This window comes from Streptomyces sp. NBC_00341 (genome assembly GCF_041435055.1).
In the GTDB taxonomy this organism is placed as follows: domain Bacteria; phylum Actinomycetota; class Actinomycetes; order Streptomycetales; family Streptomycetaceae; genus Streptomyces.
This window is the reverse complement of the sequence record NZ_CP108002.1, coordinates 7,421,124-7,441,377: the sequence shown is the minus strand read 5'-3', so window position 1 is coordinate 7,441,377 and position 20,254 is coordinate 7,421,124. Positions and strand designations below refer to the sequence as shown.

Annotated in this window: 17 protein-coding genes; 8 read left to right on the top strand and 9 right to left on the bottom strand. The window is 70.4% G+C overall.

Annotated features, from left to right (window positions below; translation table 11 throughout):
- Positions 1 to 244 precede the first annotated feature (244 nt).
- The 4 genes from lanL (at position 245) to OG892_RS33410 (ending at position 5,230) form a co-directional block, all read left to right on the top strand.
- Positions 245 to 2,929, top strand: coding sequence for a class IV lanthionine synthetase LanL (gene lanL / locus OG892_RS33425; RefSeq protein ID WP_371631034.1), 2,685 nt, complete (start codon positions 245 to 247; stop codon positions 2,927 to 2,929).
- A gap of 47 nt (positions 2,930 to 2,976) precedes the next feature.
- Positions 2,977 to 3,132 carry a VenA family class IV lanthipeptide gene (locus tag OG892_RS33420; protein WP_199884376.1) on the top strand — a complete coding sequence of 52 codons (156 nt, stop codon included), beginning with the start codon at positions 2,977 to 2,979 and terminating at the stop codon, positions 3,130 to 3,132.
- A 119-nt stretch (positions 3,133 to 3,251) separates the two neighbouring features.
- Positions 3,252 to 4,376 carry an ATP-binding cassette domain-containing protein gene (locus tag OG892_RS33415; RefSeq protein WP_371631033.1) on the top strand — a complete coding sequence of 375 codons (1,125 nt, stop codon included), beginning with the start codon at positions 3,252 to 3,254 and terminating at the stop codon, positions 4,374 to 4,376.
- Positions 4,373 to 5,230 (top strand): ABC transporter permease, encoded by an 858-nt coding sequence (locus OG892_RS33410; RefSeq protein WP_371631032.1) that lies wholly within the window; start codon positions 4,373 to 4,375, stop codon positions 5,228 to 5,230. Before OG892_RS33415 ends, OG892_RS33410 begins: the two co-directional genes overlap by 4 nt.
- 69 nt (positions 5,231 to 5,299) lie before the next feature.
- Here the strand turns inward: OG892_RS33410 and murJ are convergent, their stop codons facing one another.
- The 6 genes from murJ to OG892_RS33380 all read right to left on the bottom strand — a co-directional run bounded on the left by murJ (position 5,300) and on the right by OG892_RS33380 (position 11,314).
- Positions 5,300 to 6,988, bottom strand: coding sequence for a murein biosynthesis integral membrane protein MurJ (gene murJ, locus OG892_RS33405; RefSeq protein ID WP_073735225.1), 1,689 nt, complete (start codon positions 6,986 to 6,988; stop codon positions 5,300 to 5,302).
- Between the two features lie 491 nt (positions 6,989 to 7,479).
- Positions 7,480 to 8,352 (bottom strand): amino acid ABC transporter permease, encoded by an 873-nt coding sequence (locus OG892_RS33400; protein ID WP_073735139.1) that lies wholly within the window; start codon positions 8,350 to 8,352, stop codon positions 7,480 to 7,482.
- On the bottom strand, positions 8,349 to 8,993 hold the full coding sequence (locus OG892_RS33395; protein WP_073735138.1) for an amino acid ABC transporter permease: 645 nt from the start codon (positions 8,991 to 8,993) through the stop codon (positions 8,349 to 8,351). The genes OG892_RS33400 and OG892_RS33395 overlap by 4 nt, the downstream gene beginning before the upstream one ends.
- A 16-nt stretch (positions 8,994 to 9,009) precedes the next feature.
- Complete coding sequence (locus OG892_RS33390; protein WP_073735137.1) at positions 9,010 to 9,921, bottom strand: glutamate ABC transporter substrate-binding protein; 912 nt, start codon at positions 9,919 to 9,921, stop codon at positions 9,010 to 9,012.
- A 14-nt stretch (positions 9,922 to 9,935) separates the two neighbouring features.
- Positions 9,936 to 10,679 carry an amino acid ABC transporter ATP-binding protein gene (locus OG892_RS33385; RefSeq protein ID WP_073735136.1) on the bottom strand — a complete coding sequence of 248 codons (744 nt, stop codon included), beginning with the start codon at positions 10,677 to 10,679 and terminating at the stop codon, positions 9,936 to 9,938.
- 194 nt (positions 10,680 to 10,873) lie between these two features.
- Entirely contained in the window at positions 10,874 to 11,314 is a 441-nt protein-coding gene (locus OG892_RS33380; protein WP_073735135.1) for a DUF6278 family protein, read from the bottom strand.
- Positions 11,315 to 11,796: 482 nt separating this feature from the next.
- On the opposite strand from OG892_RS33380, the gene OG892_RS33375 reads away from it, so the two are divergent.
- Complete coding sequence (locus OG892_RS33375) at positions 11,797 to 12,987, top strand: Cmx/CmrA family chloramphenicol efflux MFS transporter (protein WP_371631031.1); 1,191 nt, start codon at positions 11,797 to 11,799, stop codon at positions 12,985 to 12,987.
- Between the two features lie 62 nt (positions 12,988 to 13,049).
- Here the strand turns inward: OG892_RS33375 and OG892_RS33370 are convergent, their stop codons facing one another.
- The 3 genes from OG892_RS33370 to OG892_RS33360 all read right to left on the bottom strand — a co-directional run bounded on the left by OG892_RS33370 (position 13,050) and on the right by OG892_RS33360 (position 15,864).
- Positions 13,050 to 13,829 carry an exodeoxyribonuclease III gene (locus tag OG892_RS33370; RefSeq protein WP_371631030.1) on the bottom strand — a complete coding sequence of 260 codons (780 nt, stop codon included), beginning with the start codon at positions 13,827 to 13,829 and terminating at the stop codon, positions 13,050 to 13,052.
- Positions 13,830 to 13,892: 63 nt separating this feature from the next.
- Positions 13,893 to 14,546 (bottom strand): MBL fold metallo-hydrolase, encoded by a 654-nt coding sequence (locus tag OG892_RS33365; RefSeq protein WP_371631731.1) that lies wholly within the window; start codon positions 14,544 to 14,546, stop codon positions 13,893 to 13,895.
- A gap of 22 nt (positions 14,547 to 14,568) precedes the next feature.
- Positions 14,569 to 15,864, bottom strand: coding sequence for an alpha/beta fold hydrolase (locus tag OG892_RS33360; RefSeq protein ID WP_073735131.1), 1,296 nt, complete (start codon positions 15,862 to 15,864; stop codon positions 14,569 to 14,571).
- Between the two features lie 787 nt (positions 15,865 to 16,651).
- Here OG892_RS33360 and OG892_RS33355 point away from each other — a divergent pair.
- The 3 genes from OG892_RS33355 to OG892_RS33345 all read left to right on the top strand — a co-directional run bounded on the left by OG892_RS33355 (position 16,652) and on the right by OG892_RS33345 (position 20,226).
- Positions 16,652 to 17,194, top strand: coding sequence for an RNA polymerase sigma factor (locus OG892_RS33355; protein WP_327339813.1), 543 nt, complete (start codon positions 16,652 to 16,654; stop codon positions 17,192 to 17,194).
- 13 nt (positions 17,195 to 17,207) lie between these two features.
- A complete protein-coding gene (locus OG892_RS33350) occupies positions 17,208 to 18,116 on the top strand; it encodes a hypothetical protein (protein ID WP_328864780.1) in 909 nt (302 codons plus the stop codon).
- A gap of 730 nt (positions 18,117 to 18,846) precedes the next feature.
- A complete protein-coding gene (locus tag OG892_RS33345) occupies positions 18,847 to 20,226 on the top strand; it encodes a DUF6056 family protein (RefSeq protein ID WP_371631029.1) in 1,380 nt (459 codons plus the stop codon).
- The last annotated feature ends 28 nt before the right edge of the window (positions 20,227 to 20,254 follow it).

Here is a 20,254-nt window from a genome sequence, read left to right as displayed (position 1 = left end):
ACCCGCGTGCCGGCGCGGACCTCGCCGGAGGCAGCCCCGCCCGCGCCGGCAGCGGTCCCGTACCGCGCACTCGTGCCGCACTCGGCGCTGGAGTCAGTGCGCTGTTCCGCGCCGAGCGGCGCCCTCCCGTCGAAACGCACGCCGCGCGCTCGCTCGGTCAAGTGAATCCGCAGGCCAGCGAGTTGCAGCTCATGTGACGTGGGCACATTCCAATCAGCGGTTCCCACCGTTGAGAGGGAGACAGATGACGAGCCACGCAACTGAGGTCGGGCTGGGAAGCCTTCTCCGCGAAGCACTGCACGCGACGGACACCATCGCACGCTGGACGGCCGATACGGACGAGATGTGGTGCCGTGTCGTGCCGTGGTCGGGGAGCCGGCGCGCCCAGGGCTGGAAGCTCCATGTGTCGGCGACGGTCGCCTCCGCACCCGCCGTCCTCGCGAAGTCCCTGGACGTGCTGTTGCGCGACGAGTCCGCGTTCAAGTTCGCCCAGTCGCTCGACCAGGTGAGTGCGCTCAACTCCCGTTCCACGCCCCGCGGAAGCTCGGGAAAGTTCATCACCGTCTACCCACGCTCCGACAGCGACGCGATCCGGCTCGCCCAGAAGTTGCACCGGGCCACGGCAGGGCTGGCCGGACCGCGCATCCTGTCGGATCGGCCCTACGCCGCGGACAGCCTGGTGCACTACCGCTACGGCGCCTTCGCCGGCCGGCAGCGGCTGTCGGAGTCGGGGCTGCTGGTGTGGTGCATCGAGGACCCCGACGGAAACCCCGTGGAGGACGAGCGCACCGGTCACTACGCTCCGCCCTCCTGGGCGGCCTGCCCGTTCCCCGCCTCAATGCCCGAGGCTCCGCGTACGGCGGAAGCGGCGAGCGGACCGGTGCTGCTCGGAGGCCGTTTCGCCGTACGTGAGGCGATCCGGCAGACCAACAAGGGCGGCGTCTACCGGGGAACCGATGTCACCACCGGCGCCCCCGTGGTGATCAAGGAGACCCGGCCGCACGTGGAGGCCGACGCCTCCGGCCGCGATGTCCGCGACTGGCTGCGCGCCGAGGCCAGTGCGCTGGAGAGACTCACGGGCTCGGGGCTGGCGCCGGAGGCGCTGGCGCTCTTCGAGCACGGCCGGCATCTGTTCCTGGCCCAGAGCGAGATCCCGGGCGTCCCCCTGCGGGTCTGGGTCGCCGAGCACTTCCGTGATGTCGGGAGCGAGCGCTACCGCGTCGATGCCCTGGCCCAGGTGGCACGCCTGGTGGAGCTGGTCGAAGCGGCTCACGCCCACGGCTGCGTCCTGCGGGACTTCACCCCCGGCAACGTCATGGTGCGCCCCGACGGTGAGTTGCGCCTGATCGACCTCGAACTCGCCGTCGTCGCCGACGGCTCCTCCCTGCCCACCCGGGTCGGAACCCCCGGCTTCAGCGCCCCCGAACGCCTGGCCGACGCGCCCGTCGCCACGACGGCCGACTACTACAGCCTCGGCGCCACCATCTGCTTCGTCCTGGCCGGGAAGGTCCCGAACCTGCTGCCGGAGGAACCCGCCGCCAGGTCCGACCAGGAGCGGCTTGCCGGATGGCTGACGGCCTGCGCCGAATCCCTTCAACTGGCCGACAGCCTGGTGGACATGGTCCTCGGCCTGATGCGGGACGTTCCCGCCGAGCGCTGGAATCCGTCCCTGGCACGTGAGGCGCTCCAGCAGGCAGGCGCCCCGGCCCGCCCAGGGCCCCACTCGGCGGACCGCACGGCCCGTACCGCGCTCACCATCCGTACGGACTCCCCTCAGGACACGGTGACCGGGCTCGTCGCCCATCTCGTCGACTCGATGACCCCGGCGGACGAACGGCGGCTCTGGCCGGTGTCCACCAAGGCCGGGGAGACCGACCCCTGCACCGTTCAGCAGGGCGCGGCCGGTGTCCTGGCCGTCCTGACCCGGTACTGCGAACACGTCAACGACCCCCGCGTCCCCCCGCTGCTCGCCACCGCGGGCCGCTGGATCGCGGACCGCACCGACACCCGCTCCACCCGCCCCGGCCTGCACTTCGGCGGCCGCGGCACCGCCTGGGCGCTGTACGACGCCGGACGCGCCATTGACGACCGGGCACTCGTCGACCACGCGCTGGCACTGGCGCTGGCTCCGCAGGAGTCCACACTCCACCACGACATCACCCACGGCACCGCGGGCAGCGGCATGGCCGCCCTGCACTTCTGGCACCGCAGCGGGGACCCGCGCTTCGCCGAGCTGGCCGTCGACGCGGCCGACCGGCTGGTCCGCGCGGCACGACGCGAGCCGTCCGGGGTGAGCTGGGCGATCCCTGCCGAGGCCCTCTCCGGAGAGGCCGGCAAGCGCTATCTCGGCTTCGCCCACGGCTCGGCCGGCATCGGCTGCTTCCTCCTCTCCGCCGCGCTCGTCTCACGGCGCCCCGAGCACCTGGACCTGGCCGTGGAGGTCGGCGAGCATCTGGCGAACAGCGCCGTCCTCGTCGGCCGGGCGGCCCAGTGGCCCGCGCAGGCCGCGGACCTGCCCACGGCCCCGTACTGGTGCCACGGCGCAGCGGGCATCGGCACCTTCCTCGTCCGCCTGTGGCAGGTCACCGGGGACGACAGGTTCGGTGACCTCGCCCGGCGCAGCGCGCGGTCCGTTACGGAACGCGCCTCCCGCGCGCCGCTCAGCCAGTGCCACGGGCTGGCGGGCAACGGTGACTTCCTGCTCGACATGGCCGTCGCCACGGGCGACCCCGACTACCGCGCGAAGGCGGAGGAGCTGGCCCGCCTCATCGCCGCGGAGGGAGCCCGTCGCCACGGCCACGTGGTCTTCCCCAACGAGTACGGGGACGTCTCGACCAGTTGGAGCGACGGGTCCGCCGGGACCCTGGCGTTCCTGCTGCGGATCCACCACACAGACCTCCGGCACTGGATGGTCCAGTTGCCGGACTGAGCGGCAGAAACTCTGCCGCAAACCCCTCAGAGAAAAAGGAGAATCCCATGGACATCCAGGACCTCGAACTGCTCGCCCACCTCCACGCCCTTCCCGAGACGGACCCGGTCGGCGTCGACGGAGCGTCGTTCTCCGGGACGTGTGAGTGCGTCGGTCTGCTGACCGTGCTGAACACGGTGTGTATCGGCATCAGCTGCGCCTAGGCGTGGTGGCACCACCCGGCCGGCGGCTGTCCCGGGACAGCCGCCGGCCGGATCAGCGTCTGGATCATGCCGGGTTCGCGGGGGTCGAGACGAACATCCCAAGAGGAGGACCGGACCACATGCAGCTTCACGCCGGTGATGACGATCTCTCCCGAGCAGCCCTCATGACAAGCACCCGCACCGGTCCGGAGGCCACCCGCCCCGCTCCCGTACCGGGCCCCCGGCCCGGGTACGCGATCAGGACGCGGGGTCTGGCCAAGAGCTACCCCGGCCCGGACGGCACCACCACCCACGCCGTGCGCGAACTGGACCTGGATGTGGAGGAGGGGGAGACCTTCGCCTTCCTCGGTCCCAACGGCGCCGGGAAGTCCACCACGATCGCCATGCTGTGCGCCCTGACCCGCCCAACCTCCGGTGACGCCACCGTCGCCGGAGCCGATGTCCGCACCCAGGCCCATCAACTGCGGCGCCAGGTAGGCATGCTGTTCCAGCACAGCGCTCTGGACCCCGACCTGACGGCAGAGCAGAACCTGCGCATCCACGCACGCCTCTACGGGCTGAGACGGGACGTAGCACGCCGCCGCGCCGCAGAGGTACTCGCGACGGCCGGGCTGAGCGACCGGCGCCGCTCCCCCGTGAGCACCTTGTCCGGCGGTATGCGCCGCCGCCTGGAGATCGCCCGTCAGCTGCTGCACGCACCCGCCGTGCTGTTCCTGGACGAGCCGACCACCGGTCTCGACCCGCACGCCCGTGCGCAGATCTGGGAGCATCTGCTCGCCCTGCGCGAACAGCACGGCAGCACGCTCTTCGTCACCACGCACTACCTCGAAGAGGCGGAGAACTGCGACCGCATCGCCATCATCGACCACGGCGAACTGGTGGCACAGGGCTCTCCGCTCGCGCTGAAGGTCGCGATCGGGGACGACCGGGTCGTGCTGCGCACCAGCGAGGACGCCACGGCGCACCGGATCGTCCGCCGGAGCGCGCCGCCGGGACACTCCGTCACGGTGGACGCGAACGGCGTCTGCCTCCGGGTCCCCGAGGGCAGCTCCTGGATTCCCCGACTGTGCGCGGAGTTGGCAGGCCACGGCATCGCCGTACACTCCGCGTCGGCGACCCCGCCCACGCTCGACGACGTCTTCTTCCACCACACCGGCCGCAGCATCCACACGGCGCGCCCCGGGCCGGCAGCCGCCGCTTCCGGCCCGTCCGGAGCAGCGGCGGAATCCGGCGGTGGCCGATGACCACGCTCCCCCTGCGCCCCTCCGTGATCGCCCCGGGCAGCGAACGGGCGAGCCGCCCCCGGCACGAACTCCGCGCGGTCCACGGTCTGGTCTACCGCGATCTGCTCCGCCTGACCGGCCAGCGCGCCCACGTCGCGCTGATGCTGCTCCACCCGGTGCTGTACCTCCTCGTCCTCGGAGGCGGGCTGAACGCCCTCATCCCCACCGCGTCCCTGGGCGTCGGCTACCAGACCTACCTCTTCCCCGGCATGCTGATGATGACGGTGCAGACACCGGCCATCATGGTCGGCATCCGTCTGATCATGGACCGTCAGAGCGGCTACCTCCGCGAACTCCTGATGGCCCCGGTCCGCCGCTCGACCCTGCTCCTGGGCAACTGTGCCGGTGGAACGCTGGTCGCCACGGTCCAGGGCGCCGTACTGCTCGGGCTGGCCGGCCTGGTCGGCCTGCCCTACGACCCGCTCCTGCTGGTGCTGCTTCTCAGCGGCATGATCCTGATCTCCTTCACCATCACCTCGCTCGCCCTGGCCCTGGCCGTGAGCCTGCGGAGGGCCGAGACGTTCCACACGCTGCTCGGGGTGGTGATGACGCCGCTCCTGTTCCTCTCCGGCGGCTTCTTCCCACTCCAGACCCTGCCGTCCTGGACCCACGCCCTCACCGCCGCCAACCCGCTGGCCTACGGAGTGGATCTGCTCCGCCGCTGCATCGCCATGCGGGCACCGGGCCGGACAGCCGTCGGAGGGATCGACTGGGCGGGCCGGCAGCCCTCTCTTCTGCTCGAAGCCGTCCTGCTCCTGGCCTGCGGTGCGGGGGCTCTGCTGTGGGCCGGCCACCGCTTCAACCGCCTGGAGTAGCCCCGCCGTCCTGGCTCGGGCCCCGGTCGCGCCCACCGCGCCCGCGCGGACGGGACCCGGTGGCGGGACTCAGCCCCGGCGCAGCCGGCTCCGGACGGCCGCCAACGCGGTGCTGACCTCGGTCAGCCGCAGCGGACGCGCCAGCAGCGCCACCACCAGGAGGAGCACGGCCATCCCGGTGCCCGCAGCGCCGAAGTCCCCGAGCCCGGACCCTGCCGTGTCCACGGCGCGGGCCGCCGCGTACGCCAGCAGCCCCGCCGGCACGCAGGCGGCCACCAGCCGCGCGTGCGCCCGCACTCCGGGCGAGCGCGACAGCGAGGGCCGCTCCACGCCGCTCCCGGAGACCCTGCGGTGCAGTACGTACGCCGTGACGGCGAAACCGGCGAACAGCGCGACGGAGTACGCCCCGGCCATCCCGGTGACCGCCCAGCGCGCGGGGAGCAGCAGGTAGGCGGCGACCGTGAGACCGGCGTTGAGCGCCGCGATGACCAGGTTCAGGAGGAACGGGGTGCGGGTGTCGCTCATCGCGTAGAAGCCGCGGGAGAGCACGTACTGCCCGGAGTAGGCGATGAGCCCCGGTGCGAAGGCCGCCATCATGCCCGCCATCACGGTGATGTCGGCCGGGCCCGTCTGTCCGTAGCCGAACACCGCTCCCATCACCCACGGCGCGAGCGCGAGCAGCGCGGCGGCGGCCGGGACCACCACGGCGGCAGAGGTCCGCAGCGCGTACGAGACGTCGCGGCGCACCCCGGCCAGATCGCCCTCGGCCGCCGCCCGGCTCATCCTCGGCATCAGCGCCGTGACGAGGCTGACGGTCACGATGCCCTGCGGCACCACCCACAGCTGGAAGGCGTAGCTGTACGCGGTGTACCCGGCGCCGCCGGCCACGCCCTGGTCCACCGCGTGCTGGCCGGTCGCGGTGGAGAGCCGGGTCACCACCCAGTAGGCGGCCTGGTTGGTCAGCACCAGCATGACGAGCCAGCCGGCCGCGCGCAGCGGCCGGGTGAGGCCGCTGCCGCGCCAGTCGAACCTCGGCCGCCAGCGGAACTTCGCCGCGCGCAGGGCGGGTACGAGTGCCAGGGTCTGTACGGCGATTCCGGCCGTGGTCCCCCAGCCGAGCAGCTGGGCCTGGGCGGAGGTGAGGCTGCCGTCCGAGTCCGTCGCGGTCCAGAGGTAGAGCCCGAACACGGCGATGATCACGACGTTGTTGAGGACCGGGGTCCACATCATCGCCCCGAACCTGTTGCGGGCGTTGAGCACCTGTCCCAGGAGGGTGAAGAGCCCGTAGAAGAGGATCTGGGGCAGGCAGTAGCGGGCCAGGGCGATGGTGAGTTCGGCCTGGTCGCCGTCGTAGGTGGGCGCGTACAGGGAGATGATCAGCGGGGCGCCGACGACGGCGAGCGCGGTCAGGGCGAGGAGCCCCGCCGTGCAGAGGGTGAGGAGCCGGTCGGTGTAGGCGGCCCCGCCGTCGGTGTGCTCCTTTGCGACGCGGACGAGTTCGGGGACGAAGACGGCGTTCAGGGCGCCGCCGATCAGCAGCATGTACAGGATGTTGGGCAGGGTGTTGGCGACCGTGTAGCCGTCGGCCCGCAGTCCGGTGCCGAGCGCGGCGACGACGACCGCCGAGCGTATGAATCCGGTGGCCCGTGAGACGACGGAGCCGGCGGCCATGACGGCGCCGCTGCGCAGCACCGAGCGGGATCCCGGCTGCTCGTGCTCCTGGGTGGCGGCCCCGGTGGTCGCGTCCGCGGCCGTCACCGGCGCGCCGGGCAGGCCCGGTCCGTCCGGGACGGGGTGGTGTTGCCGTCTGCTCCGCGCACCGATGTCTCCCACTCTCCGAGGGTCTCCACGACCTCCTCGCCGGTCCCGGCTCGCGGGCGCGGCAGGACGAGGGGCGGTCGTCGGGATCGAAGGGGGGACGATACCGGACGCGGTGAAGGCGTTCTCGTACCGGTGTGTGCGGCGCTGCCACGGGCCGCCGGGCACGTCACGGCGGACGCCGGGCCGGCCGTTCCCCGTGGGCCCGGAGTGGTTCTCCGGCTCCCACGGCGACCCGGCCGGTCACCGACGCGCCCCGATGGCCGACACCGTCGGCCCGTTGCGCACCGAGCACAGCCCGGCCGGCTCACAGCTGACCTTCCCCTCGCCGATGCGGACCGTCATGCGGTCCGTACCGTTGCACGAGAAGTGATCACCGGCTGCTACCGGGCGGGCACCGCTCCCGGGCACCGCCTCACGGCAGTTCCCGGCTACTGCGCTCCCGGCTGGAGCGTTCCTGGTGGGGCGGGTGCGACGTCCACCGCCTCCGTCCTCGGATTGCGCCGCTGCCGTTTCGCCACCCAGGTCGCGAACCAGGAGAGCAGCATGCACATCCCGATGTAGATCGGCGAGATCACCATCACCACGGGGATGAAGGGAAGATCGTAGTCGAGGTTGGAGGCGATGAGCTTCCCGGCATGAAGGAATTCCTCGTAAGTGATCAGATAGCCGAGCGAGGTGTCCTTCAGCGCCACCACCAGCTGGCTGATGATGGTGGGCAGCATCGCGCGCACCGCCTGCGGGGCCAGCACGAAGGTCGTGACCTGCGTCTTGCGCATGCCCAGCGCGAACGCCGCCTCGTGCTGGCCGCGTTCGACCGAGTTGATGCCGGAGCGGAACACCTCGGCGAGCACCGAGCCGTTGTACAGGGTCAGCCCGGCGACCAGCGCCGGCAGCGGCTGTACCTTCAGCGCGACGAAGATGAAGAAGATCATCACCAGTACGGGCATGGCGCGGAAGAACTCGACGAGGACGGTGGCCACCCAGCGCACCGGCCGGTGGTCGGAGAGCCGCCCGACGGCCAGGACGGCCCCGAGGGCCAGGGAGAGCACCGCGGCGTACGCGAACGCCTTGAGGGTGTTGCCGAGGCCGCGCAGCAGCAGTTCCTGGATGCCCTTGTACTCGAAGGGCGTCCATTTGGCGCTGGTGAACTGGTCGGTGTCGAAGAGCAGGTAGATGACCCAGCCGACGAGGGCGAGGATCAGGACCGTCGAGACGACTCCGTAGACGAGGTGCCGTCTGCGGGTCAGCGGTCCGGGGATGTCGTAGAGCGCGGTGGCGGAGGGCGCGGAGTGACTGGTCATCGGGCGACTCCCCAGCGCTTCTCCATCACGTTGAAGACCGCGCTGATGGACAACGTGATGATCAGGTAGCCGACGGCGATCCAGACGAAGGTCCAGATGATGCTGTATCCCAGCTCGTTGAGGGTCTTGTAGGTGCCGAGCAGTTCGGTGACGCTGAACGCCCCGGCGATCGCGGAGTTCTTGGCCAGTGCGATGAGCGTCGAGCCGATCGGCGGGATCACCGAGCGGAACGCCTGCGGGAGCACCACGTTGCCGAGTGTCTGCCCGAACGTCATGCCGAGGCTGCGCGCGGCCTCACCCTGTCCCGTGGGCACGGTGTTGATCCCGGAGCGCAGCACCTCGCAGATGAACGCGGAGGTGTAGCAGCCGAGCGCGATGACCGCGAAGACCTTGAACGGCAGTACCAGGCCGAAGCGTGGCAGGCCGAGCAGCACGGCGAAGAAGAGCAGGGTGAGCGGGGTGTTGCGCAGCACCATGACCCAGACCGTGCCGATCACCCGGAACGAGCCGACGGGCGCCACCCGGCAGGAGGCCATGACGAAGCCGAGGACCATCGCCAGGATCGAGGCGTAGACGGTGAGTTCGAGGGTGCCGAGGAAGCCCTTGCCGTAGAGCGAGAAGTTCTCGGTGAGTACGTCCATGGTTCTGGTCGTCCTCTCAGGTCGCCGGGTAGCGGTCGATGGGCGGCGGCTTCGGCGCGGGCGCCCCGGAGAGACCGAGCGTGGCCTCGTAGGCCTTCTTCCAGTTGCCGTTCTTCTCGTTGGCCTCCAGCGCGTTGTTCAGCGCGGCCCGCAGGGCGTTGTCGCCGCGCGGGACCCCGATGCCGTACGGCTCCTTCGAGAAGGGCTTGCCGACGACCTTCATCTCGTCGGGCGCCTTGGCCGCGAAGCCGAGCAGGATCGCGTCGTCGGTGGTGACGACGTCGACCTGGTAGGTCAGCAGGTTGTCGACGCAGATGGAGTACGTGTCGTACGAGACCAGGTCGGCCTTCGGGTAGTCGGCGGCGATCCGCTGGTACGGGGTCGAACCCGCCGCGGAGCAGACCGTCTTGCCCGCCAGGTCCTGTGGGCCGTGGATGTCGTTCTCGTCCGTGCGGACCAGCAGCCCCTGCCCGGCCATGTAGTAGGGGCCGGCGAATCCGACGAGCTTCTTGCGCATGTCGTTGATCGTGTAGGTGCCGACGTAGTAGTCGATCTGCCCGTTCTGCAGTGCCGTCTCGCGGTTGGCGGAGGCGATCGTCTTGAACCGGATCGTCTTCGGGTCGAAGCCGAGCGAGGCCGACATCATCCGGGCGATCTCGATGTCGAAGCCGGAGTAGACGCCGGTGGCCGGGTCCTTCTCGCCCAGGTAGGGCTGGTCCTCCTTGGCGCCCACCCGGAGGTATCCGCGCTTCTTCGCCTGCGTCCAGGTCCTGGAGTCCGGCAGCCGGAATCCGGTGTCGACCCGGTACACGGGCAGCGCCCCGGCCTTCGGCCCCTTCACCGGCGGGCTGCCGTCCTTGCCACAGCCCGCGGCGAGGAGGGCCAGCAGCAGGACGGCACAGACGGCCAGTACTTTTCTCGTACGCAACACAGGGCCTCCCGTCAGTGCTTGAGGATCTTGGACAGGAAGTCCTTGGCGCGGTCGCTCTCCGGCGCGGTGAAGAAGTCCTCCGGGACGCGGTCCTCGACGATGCGGCCGTCGGCCATGAAGACGACCCGGTTGGCGGCGGACCGGGCGAACCCCATCTCGTGCGTGACGACGACCATCGTCATGCCCTCCCGGGCGAGCTGCTGCATCACTTCCAGCACCTCGTTGATCATCTCCGGATCGAGCGCAGAGGTGGGCTCGTCGAAGAGGAGCGCCTTGGGGTCCATGGCGAGGGCGCGGGCGATGGCCACCCGCTGCTGCTGGCCGCCGGAGAGCTGGGCCGGGAACTTGTCGGCCTGCGAGGCGAGCCCCACCCGGTCCAGGAGTTCCCGGGAGCGCCGGTCGGCCTCGCCCTTCTTCCGCTTGCGGACCTTGAGCTGGGCGAGCGAGACGTTCGCCAGTACGGTCTTGTGCGCGAACAGGTTGAACGACTGGAAGACCATGCCGACTTCGGTCCTCAGCTCGGCGAGCCCCCTGCCTTCCTCCGGAAGGGGTCTGCCGTCGAGCGTGATGTGGCCCGACTCGATCGTTTCGAGCCGGTTGATCGTCCGGCAGAGCGTTGACTTGCCGGAGCCCGAGGGGCCGATGACCACCACCACCTCTCCGCGGCCGACGGTGAGATTGATGTCCTGCAGTACGTGCAACTTTCCGTAGAACTTATTGACGCCACGCAGCTCGATCAACGGATCGACGGCCATACGCTGCCCTACCCACTTGTCGCTTGGTCCAGGTCAGCGCAAACTATCCATCCCGGCAAGGGACTTCACACCCGACACGCGCAATTGGGGCATAAGGCGTTTTATCTAGCCGGGCCGCGGAACGGCTCGGGATTGCCCCGGGGATCGGCTTGGGGACCGGCTCGGGAAGCGTCGTGATCCGGGCGCCGGACTCCTCAGCCCTCGGCCGACTCCGAGTAGATCTGGGACAGCTCGGGACTGCCGGACATCGCCCAGCCCAGTCCGGCCTCGACCACGTCGATCTCACGCCCGGACGCGAGCCGCACCACGGGCTGACCGCTCGGCCAGATGTGCCAGTGCGCGCCGGGAACGTTGCGCACCAGTACCGTGCCCAGGTAGAGCCCCGCGTCGTTGCCCAGCCAGGGCAGCTCCTCCGGATCGTCGCGCCAGCGCGGCGGAAGCTGGTCCAGCGCCGCCAAAGAGACCGGGCTGTCGTCGAGTTCGAGCCCGCGCTCCCCCGCCCGGACGCGGAGCAGGTCACATTCGGCGAGCAGCTGCGCCACGCCTTCCGGATCGGCGTCGACGGCGGCGGCGAGCCCCGCCTCCGGCCTACCGTCGTGACGCTTACGCCAGTTGTCCAAGAAAGGGATGTTCATACCGCTCAGGGTCGCATCCCGCCCCGTGTCCGCACCACAGGACGCGCGGCCCGCCGTTCGAGCGCTGAACACCTGATGCACCCCGTGACTTCACCCGGACACACCCGGACACGTTCGGCGGCCCCGCGTCCGGCCCGGTGAAAGCGGTGGTGACGGCCCGCCGCGGACTGATACTTTCGCCTCATGTGCAGCCCCGAGTCCGACAGAAGCCGGCCACCGGTCCGCGGTGGCTTCCGGACCGGCCGGACCTGAGGGTCTTCGCCGGTCACATACGGCTGCCATCCCGGACCCATGCGGTTGCGGGTTGCCTTTGGGCGTACGCGCCGGGGTGCTGATCCCCCGGTATTCACGGCTCCGCCGACGTGTCGTTTCACGGCCACGATCGCGCTGACCGTTCCGCCGTGTCGCCGCTCGTCGATTCGAGCGGGTGCGGCCCGCATCCCCGACCGGTTCTGTCCATCAGCCGTCCATGGGGTTCCTTCATGCCATTTTCCGTATACGCGCTCGGGCTCGCCGTCTTCGCGCAGGGCACTTCCGAGTTCATGCTGTCCGGCCTGCTCTCGGGCATCTCCTCCGAGCTCCACGTCTCCATCCCCGCCGCAGCCCTCCTGACCTCGGCGTTTGCCGTCGGGCTCGTGATCGGGGCGCCGCTGATGGCGCTGCTGGGGCGTAACTGGCCGCGGCGCCGCGCCCTGTTGTTCTTCCTCTGCGTCTTCGCGGCCGTCCATGTCGTCGGCGCGGTCACCTCCAGCTACGGTCTGCTGCTCGCGACGCGGGTCGTCGGCGCGCTGGCGAACGCCGGTTTCTGGGCGGTCGCCCTGGTGACCGCGGTCGCCCTGGCCGGGCCCGGGGCCCGCGCCCGCGCCACCTCCGTGGTGGTCGGGGGCGTCACCGTCGCCTGTGTGGCGGGGGTGCCCGCCGGGGCGTGGCTGGGCGGGCAGTGGGGGTGGCGGGCGGCGTTCTGGGCCGTCGCCCTCGTCTCGCTGCCTGCGATCGCCGTGATCGCGGCGGCGATTCCGGCGGGCCGGCCTCCGTCGGCCCTGCCGAGCGCCAGCGCCGAACTGCGCAGCCTGGCCGGGCGCGGGCTGCGGCTGACACTGCTGACGAGCGCGCTCGTCCAGGGCGCGACCTTCTGCGCGTTCTCGTATCTCGAACCGATCGCCACGCGGGTCACCGGGTTCGGCCCGGCGTGGGTGCCGGTCCTGCTCGCCCTGTTCGGGACCGGCTCGTTCATCGGGGTCACCGTCTGCGGCCGGGTCATCGACTCCCGGCCCATCGCGCTGACCGCGGCCGGCCTGGTGGCGCTGGCCCTCGGCTGGGCCCTGTTCGCGTGTACGGCGGGCAGCCCCGCGGCGGTGGTGGTTCTCGTTCTCGTCCAGGGGATGCTGGCGTTCGGCACCGGCACCGCGCTGATCTCGCACGTGTTCCGCCTGGCGCCCGGTGCGCCGACGCTGGCCGGGTCCTTCGCCACCGCGGCGTTCAACGTGGGCGGCGCGCTCGGACCCTGGATCGGCGGGCTCGCGATCGGTGCGGGGTACGGCTTCCGGGCGCCGCTCTGGGTGAGCGCGCTGCTGATGGCCTTGGCGCTCGGTGCCGCCGGAGCCGCGTGGGCCTGCCGGCCGGCGCCGGAGGCGGCGGCAGCCGTGCCGGGCGGGGCACCAGGCTCCGGCTGAGGTGCGTGCCGGGGGTGTCCGGCCCGACCCCGGGCCGGACACCCCCGGCCGAGCCCCCGCGCTCAGAGGTCGAGGTCGACGACCACCGGGGCGTGGTCGGACGCGCCCTTGCCCTTGCGTTCCTCGCGGTCCACGTAGCTGTCCTTGACGGCGGCGGTGAACGGGGCGTTGCCGTAGACGAGGTCGATCCGCATGCCCTTGTTCTTCGGGAAGCGCAGCTCGCGGTAGTCCCAGAAGGTGTAGGGGTGGTCGTACTTCAGGGGGCGCGGCACGACGTCGGAGAGGCCCTCCTCGCGCAGCGCCGCGAGGGCGGCCCGCTCGGCGGGCGTGACATGGGTGGCGCCTTCGAAGAGGGCCGGGTCCCAGACGTCCTCGTCGGTCGGGGCGACGTTGAAGTCACCGATGACCGCGAACGGCAGCGCTCCGGCGGCGTCCGCCGCGACCGCCGTCCGCAGTGCCTCGAACCAGCGCAGCTTGTACGCGTAGTGCTCGTGCTCGACCTCGCGGCCGTTGGGGACGTACACCGACCACAGGCGCAGCGGGCCGCAGGTCGCGCTGATCGCGCGGGGCTCCTGCACGGCGTCGTACGCGGGCCCGTCCGGCAGCCCCGTCACGACGTCGGACAGGCCGGCCCGGGAGACGATCGCCACCCCGTTCCACCGGCCGGTGGCGTTGACCGCGGACTCGTAGCCGAGCTCGCGGAGCGCCTCTGTGGGGAACTGCTCCGCGGTGCACTTGGTCTCCTGGATGCACAGCACGTCCGTGCCGGTGCTCTCCAGCCAGGCGAGCAGCCGGGGCAGGCGGGCGGTGATCGAGTTGACGTTCCAGGTGGCGATGCGCATGTACGTAAACCTAGCGGCTCCCACTGACATCGATACGCGTGGCCGCCGCCGGGGCGCCGCCCCTCACACCTCCGTCGAGTCCCCCGGCGCCAGCCGGCCGTGGTCGGTACCGCCGAGGCCGCCGATCTGGGCGTCGTAGATCGGGCGGGCGAGATCGGTGAGCAGCGCGTCGTGGATGTCGATGGCGCGGCGCGGCTTCACCTCGCGGACGTAGTCGATGACCTCGGAGATCTTGTTCCACGGAGCCATCACCGGAAGCATCAGCGTGTCGACCGGCCGCTCGGGCACCGTGAGCGCGTCGCCGGGGTGGAAGAGCGAGCCGTCGACCAGGAAGCCGATGTTGGTGATCCGCGGGATGTCCGGGTGGATCACCGCGTGCAGTTCGCCGTGCACCTGGACGTCGAACCCGGCGGCGGTGAAGGTGTCACCGTGCCCGACGGTGTGGACGCGCCCGGGGAACGCCGCGCTCAGCTGTCCGGCCACGCTGCGCAGGGTCCAGATCTCGGCGGCCGGGTTGGCCTCCAGAGCGGCCCGCAGCCGCTCCTCGTTGAAGTGGTCGGGGTGCTCGTGCGTGACCAGGATCGCCTCCGCGCCGATCGCGGCGTCCTGCTCGGAGAAGCCGCCCGGGTCGATGACGAGCGTGCGCCCGGCCTTCTCCAGACGGATACAGGAGTGGGACTTCTTGGTCAGCGTGAGCGCGAACGGCTCGGGGTTCACAGCGTTCATGTGCCCCATCCTGCTACGCGGGCGGTGTCGTTTCGGCCTGAATCACCGACTGCGCGATCGTGAACGCGGCACTCGCGGCCGGAATGCCGCAGTAGACGGCCGTCTGCAGCAGGACCTCCCGGATCTCGACCGGGGTGAGGCCGTTGCGCAGGGCCGCGCTGACATGTGCGGCGAGGCTCTCCAGGTGCCCGGAGGCGACCAGCGCGGTGAGCGTGACGGTGCTGCGCGTGCGCCGGTCCAGCCCCTCCCGGCCCCACACCTCGCCCCAGGCGTAGCGGGTGACGAGCTCCTGGAAGTCGTCCGTGAACCCGTCGGAGGCGGCAGTGACCGCGTCCACATGGGCGTCCCCGAGCACCTCGCGGCGGATCCGCATGCCCTGCGGGTACGGATCGGCGCGCCCCTGCGAGGGGTCCGCGGGCCGCGCGGTGGCCGCGGTGAGCTCCGCGACGGGCAGTACGGGGGCGGAGAGCCGGGGTGCAAAGGAGGGGGCGGGGATCGCCGCCTGGGTGTCCTGCCAGGCGGCGGAGAAGTGGGTGAGCAGGAGATCGGTGACGGCTCCGGGCTGCTCGACCGGGGCCAGGTGCGAGGCGCCGGGGACCAGGGCCAGCCGGGCGTCGGGTATGCCCGCGACCAGGGTGCGGGCATCGCCGGGCCCGGTGACCTGGTCCTCGGCCCCGACCAGGACGAGCGTGGGGACACCGATCCGGCCCAGTTCCCCGCGGATGTCGAAGGCGGCGAGGGCCTCGCAGGCGGCTATGTAGCACCCGGGGTCGGTGGTCCGGACCATCTGGACGGCCCACTCGACGATGGCCGGCTGCGCGGCGGCGAACCCCGAGGTGAACCACCGTTCCGGGGCGGCGCGGGCCATCGGCTCCAACCCGTTGGTGCGGACGATCACCCCGCGCTGCCGGAACTCGTCGGCGCTGCCGAACCGCGCGGAGGCGGCCACCAGGGCCAGCGATGCCACCCGGTGCGGGTGGCGCAGCGCGAGCTCGGCCCCGATCGCGCCGGAGATGGAACAGCCCGCGTATCCGAAGCGCTGGACGCCGAGGCCGTCGAGGGTGGCGAGCAGCCGGTCGGCGAGCTCACCCACGGCGGTGGCCGGGTGGGCGGGCGCGCCGCCGTGACCCGGAAGGTCGAAGCGGAAGACTCGCCAGTGCTGGGTGAGCTCGGCTATCTGCCGGTCCCACATGTGCCATGTGGTACCGAGGGAGGGACCGATCACCAGGACTGGTGCGTCTTCCGGCCCGTCAAAGCGGTATTGGAGGGTTTCAACGTTCTTCTGACTCACCCACTCACGCTCCCACATCTCGGACGCGCTCCGTGAACGGGGGCCGGGGCACTCGCCAGTTCTCCCCACATATCCGGCCCCGGACGTAAATCCTCCACATCCGGCTTCGCGTACCGGCGCTTGGCCGTGCGGACGTCGGTGTGCCCGACCCGGCGGGCAAGAAGATGGTCCGGCACCCCCTGTTTGCGAGGTACGTGAAGCAGCTCGCGCGGGCGTCGTACAAAACGCACCCGGCGCAGCGAATTCTCGGCCATGACTCTGTATGCCCGCTCACGCAACTGGCGCCCGTTGAGTGCCCTGCCGAGCCCGTCCACGAGCACGTAACCGTTGTCCTCGTACCTCTCCCCCGCATCGAGCTTTCGGTGACCTGCGTGGCCTGGAAAGCGGCAAGAGCCTCGCCCACCAGGTCAGGCAGGGGAAGCTCACGCTCCCCCGCAAGGGACTTCGAGGGGGCCCTGGGCAAGCTCACCATGTGGCGGGCTTGGCCACCCCAGAGGCCGGCGGCCAAGGCGCGACGTCAGCCACGAGGTTCCTACGTTTCCCGCTCGCCCGGTCTCGTGACCGCCTCTCCGCCGGGCAGGGCACGCAGCGGCGGAAACTTGGCCCGGGCCGGCACACGGTGGTTCAGCCGGACAGCCCGGCCCGGAGACGCTGCCGCGGCACGGTCCGTGGCGGGATGATCGAGTCCCGACCGAACCCGGAACGGTTCAGTGACGGCCCGGCCTCGACGCCACCGCGAACGCACACGCGGCCGGCCGACAAGTAGGGGGTGTGGGCGCCGAACGGCGGCCGGAGAGGACGGCCGGTGGACAGGAATCCGGACGACGATCAACTGACCCGCGCCCAGTACGACGGATCGGCCTTCGAACCACTGGTTCGACGGCACTCGGCGGCACTGCACGCCTACTTCGCGCGGCGGGCACCCGCCGCGGCCGACGACCTGCTCGCGGAGCTGTGGCTGCAGGCGTACTCCGCACGGCGGGGATTCGACCCTGTCCGCGGCTCCGCGCGGGCATGGCTCTTCGGAGTGGCCAGGAACGTGCTGGCCGGCCACTGGCGCCATACGAGTCAGGAGCGGGCCAGCGGGCCGCACTCGGACCTCGTGGGCGATCCGTGGCAGGCGGTCGACCACCGGCTCGACGCGGCGGCCGCCGGACCTGAGCTGCGCCGCGCCATCGGCGACCTCCCCCCGGCGGAGCGGGAATTACTCCTCCTTGTGGCCTGGGAGGGGCTCAGTCCCACGGAGGCCGCAGTAGTGACCGGTATACCAGCCGGCACCGCTAGATCACGGCTGTACCGGGCTCGCACACGGCTCCGCGAAGCCCTTCCCTTTCTCTTCACGGCATGACGAAGGAGAACCGATGAACGACAGCGACGACGTACCGAGGTCTTCGCGGGCGGCCATGCTGGACTTCCCCGGCGCGGACGAGCTACTTGCCGCGGCAAAGGTGCCACCCGTGACGGCGGCAGCGGTGAACGCGGCAGTCACCGCGGTCGCCGGACGGGTGGCGGCCGAGCAGGTCACTGAGTTGAGGACCCGCGTGCCGCTCACCCGCCGCCTGCTCGTGGCGGCAGCGGCGGTGGCCACGTTGACGACCGGAGCGGTCGCGTATCCAGTGCTCGACCTCGGGCGCCCTCCCGCGCAGACCGCGTCGGCTGCCGAATTCCTGCACGACATGGCGGAAACTGCAGGAGCCGCACGCCCGTCGCAGGCACCGTACTGGAAGGTCCGCACCAAGTTCGAGAACGAGGATGACGGAACCGGCACCAGCACACTCGTCTTCGACCGTGCGGGCACCATCTGGACGCAGAACAGTCTCTCCCCCGGCTACGGAGTCGTCTCAGGCAAGAAGATGCGGTGGCTGGTGGGTGAGGACAGGCTGACCTGGGACCAACTGGACGCCCTGCCCTCAGATCCGGACGCGCTCGCGGACCGCTTCGGCGACAATCCGTTCGGCTCGATCTCCGGCGTCCTGGCAGACTCGCCCGCGAGCCCGGCACTGCGCTCGGCACTGTTCGACGTACTGGCCCGGACAGAGGGGGCGAGACTCCTCAAGAACGTCAAGGACAGCATGGGCCGACCGGGGACCGCGATCGAGACAACAATTGCTGCCGATCCGCATTTCGGAATCCCAGCCATCACGATACGGGTCGTGATCGACAGGGCATCCGGAAGCATCCTGGAGGAGTCTCACCGCAGCGACCGCGGGGGCGTGGACTGGCGGACCTACCTGGAGTCAGGACCGGCGTCAAGCCGCCGTACCGAGTGACACCGGCAGGCCGCCCGAAGGTCCACCCGTTTCTCGGTCCGAGGAAGGACACACCAACAGCCGAGTCACTCGCTGTGGACTGATTCCCGGACTTGCGATCCACAGGATCCCTCCTCGGTCGCGAAGTCGGGCCAGGTGGCCGACGCGAAAGTACGCCTCGTCCGCGCGGACTTGGATCGGTCGTCGTCGGCGCAGTCCACGTCGGGCGCACATGGCGGGTTTCGCGAGGATCAGCGGCTTGAACGCTTGGCTACCGAGCAGGTTCCCCCGGACGCCGTGATGGTCAGCGGAACGCCCGTGGCGTCGAACGGGACTGCTGTCCTTGCCACGATCGAACGGGTTGGCTCGGTCAGCGGGTCCCACCACCCTGCGGACCGACCAGCAAACGGCGGCTCCAGCAGAACGACCGGCCGCTGCGACAGATCACCACCCACAACATGATGCCGCACGGACCGTGTGCCACGTGAGAGATCTTGGTCGAGTATTCAGCGCGGCTCTGTCTGCAGCGATAGCAATCGTCTGTCGCGGGATTTTCTTTGAGTTTGGTTGATGGAGAGAGATTACCTTGGTTCGATATTTATCGTCGACGGTCGCCAGAAAGCGTCTATTGGTCGGCGCTGCCGGTGTACTCGTGATCATTTCGGGAGCACAGTTGGCGGTAGGAGCTTTTCTCGGGCTGTATGTTCGGCCGACGTCGGACGATTACTGCGGTGCTTGGAAGACCCGGGACATGGGTCTTCTCGGTATCACCCAGGATTTCTACGATACTCAGAACGGCAGGCTCACCAACGCCTTTGTCAACGGGGTCGTCTATTCGCACGGCATGTTCGGGCCGATGATCCTGCCGTCGGTCCTGCTGATTGCATTCACCCTGGGGCTCCTGCTCACGGCCCGGGTGCTGGGCCAGGCGCTCGGCTGGCGGGCACCGAGGACGGTTGTGCTTGCCGCAGTGCTCGTGGTCGAGATGCTGCTGTTCTTCGCGGGGACCCGCCCTTATCAGGTGCTGCTGTGGGCACCGGGCACCATCACGCACGTGCTGCCCGGCGTCATTCTGGTCTGGAGCGGTCTACTCGCGGTCGCAGCCGGGCGGCATGGCGGCCGCGCGCTCACCTGGACATCGGTGGGGTGTGCTGTGCTCATGGGCGTGGTCGTCGGCACACTCAGTGAGCCCTTCGCCGCGGTCAGCGGGGTGTTCGTCGGCGCGGCCGGGATTCTTCTGCTGGTTCCGCGGTTGCGGGCGCGGACCTGGTACCCCTTCAGATGGTGTTCCGGCTGGTGCGTTGGGCTGGTTGCGGGGTTCACCGTGCTCTACGTCGCGCCCGGTGCGAGGCTGCGGCGGGCGCACGTGCCGTCGGCCGGGTCGCCGCTGTCGAGTCGGCAGTTGCGCGGGGAAGTCGGGGACTGGCTGCACCTATGGCACAGCATCGGTGGTACGTGGGTCTATCTGGCTGCGCTCGCAGTTGGCTTGGTGCTGGGGCTGGCCATTTCCGAGGGGCCGCGGCGGCGGGCGGAGCAGGATGTCGCAGAGCCGCCGCAGGCGCCCGGGTGTACGGGTGTGGTGAAGCTGCATGCTGCCGCGACCGGCCGATCCCGCTTGTGGGATGCCATCTTGCTGGGTCTTCCCATATTGCTGGTGCTCATCTCCTCTTTCGCTGTCATCGTCGGGCTGAGGATGGGCAGCGGGCCGGCAGGCTGGACCTATGGCCGGGCTTGGGCCAACTTCCTTCTGCCGATGATCGTTGTTCTCGCCGGCTACGGAGTGCTGGCAGGTCGTCTGCTTGCCGGCCGACTGGCCCGGTCCGTCTCCCGACGGGCTCTCCCCGTTGCGCTCCTGGTGGGTGCGGCGGCCACGGCGACTTGCGTCGGCGCCGCCGTACAGCTGGTGCCGGTCGTGCAAGAAATGACGACAGAGAGTGTGGTCCGCAGTCAGCGGTGGGATCGCCAGGACAGTCGGATACGCCAGGAGGTTGCCGAAGGCGCCACCGTTGTTGTCTACCGTCCGCTGCACATCGGCAAGCTGGGTGAGCCCTTCCACATCCCCGATTACTCGCAAGATTGGGCCGCACAGTGCATTTCGCACTATTACCACGTCACTCGCATCCGAAAGTAGCCCATGCTGCGAGACCGAGGGCATTGAG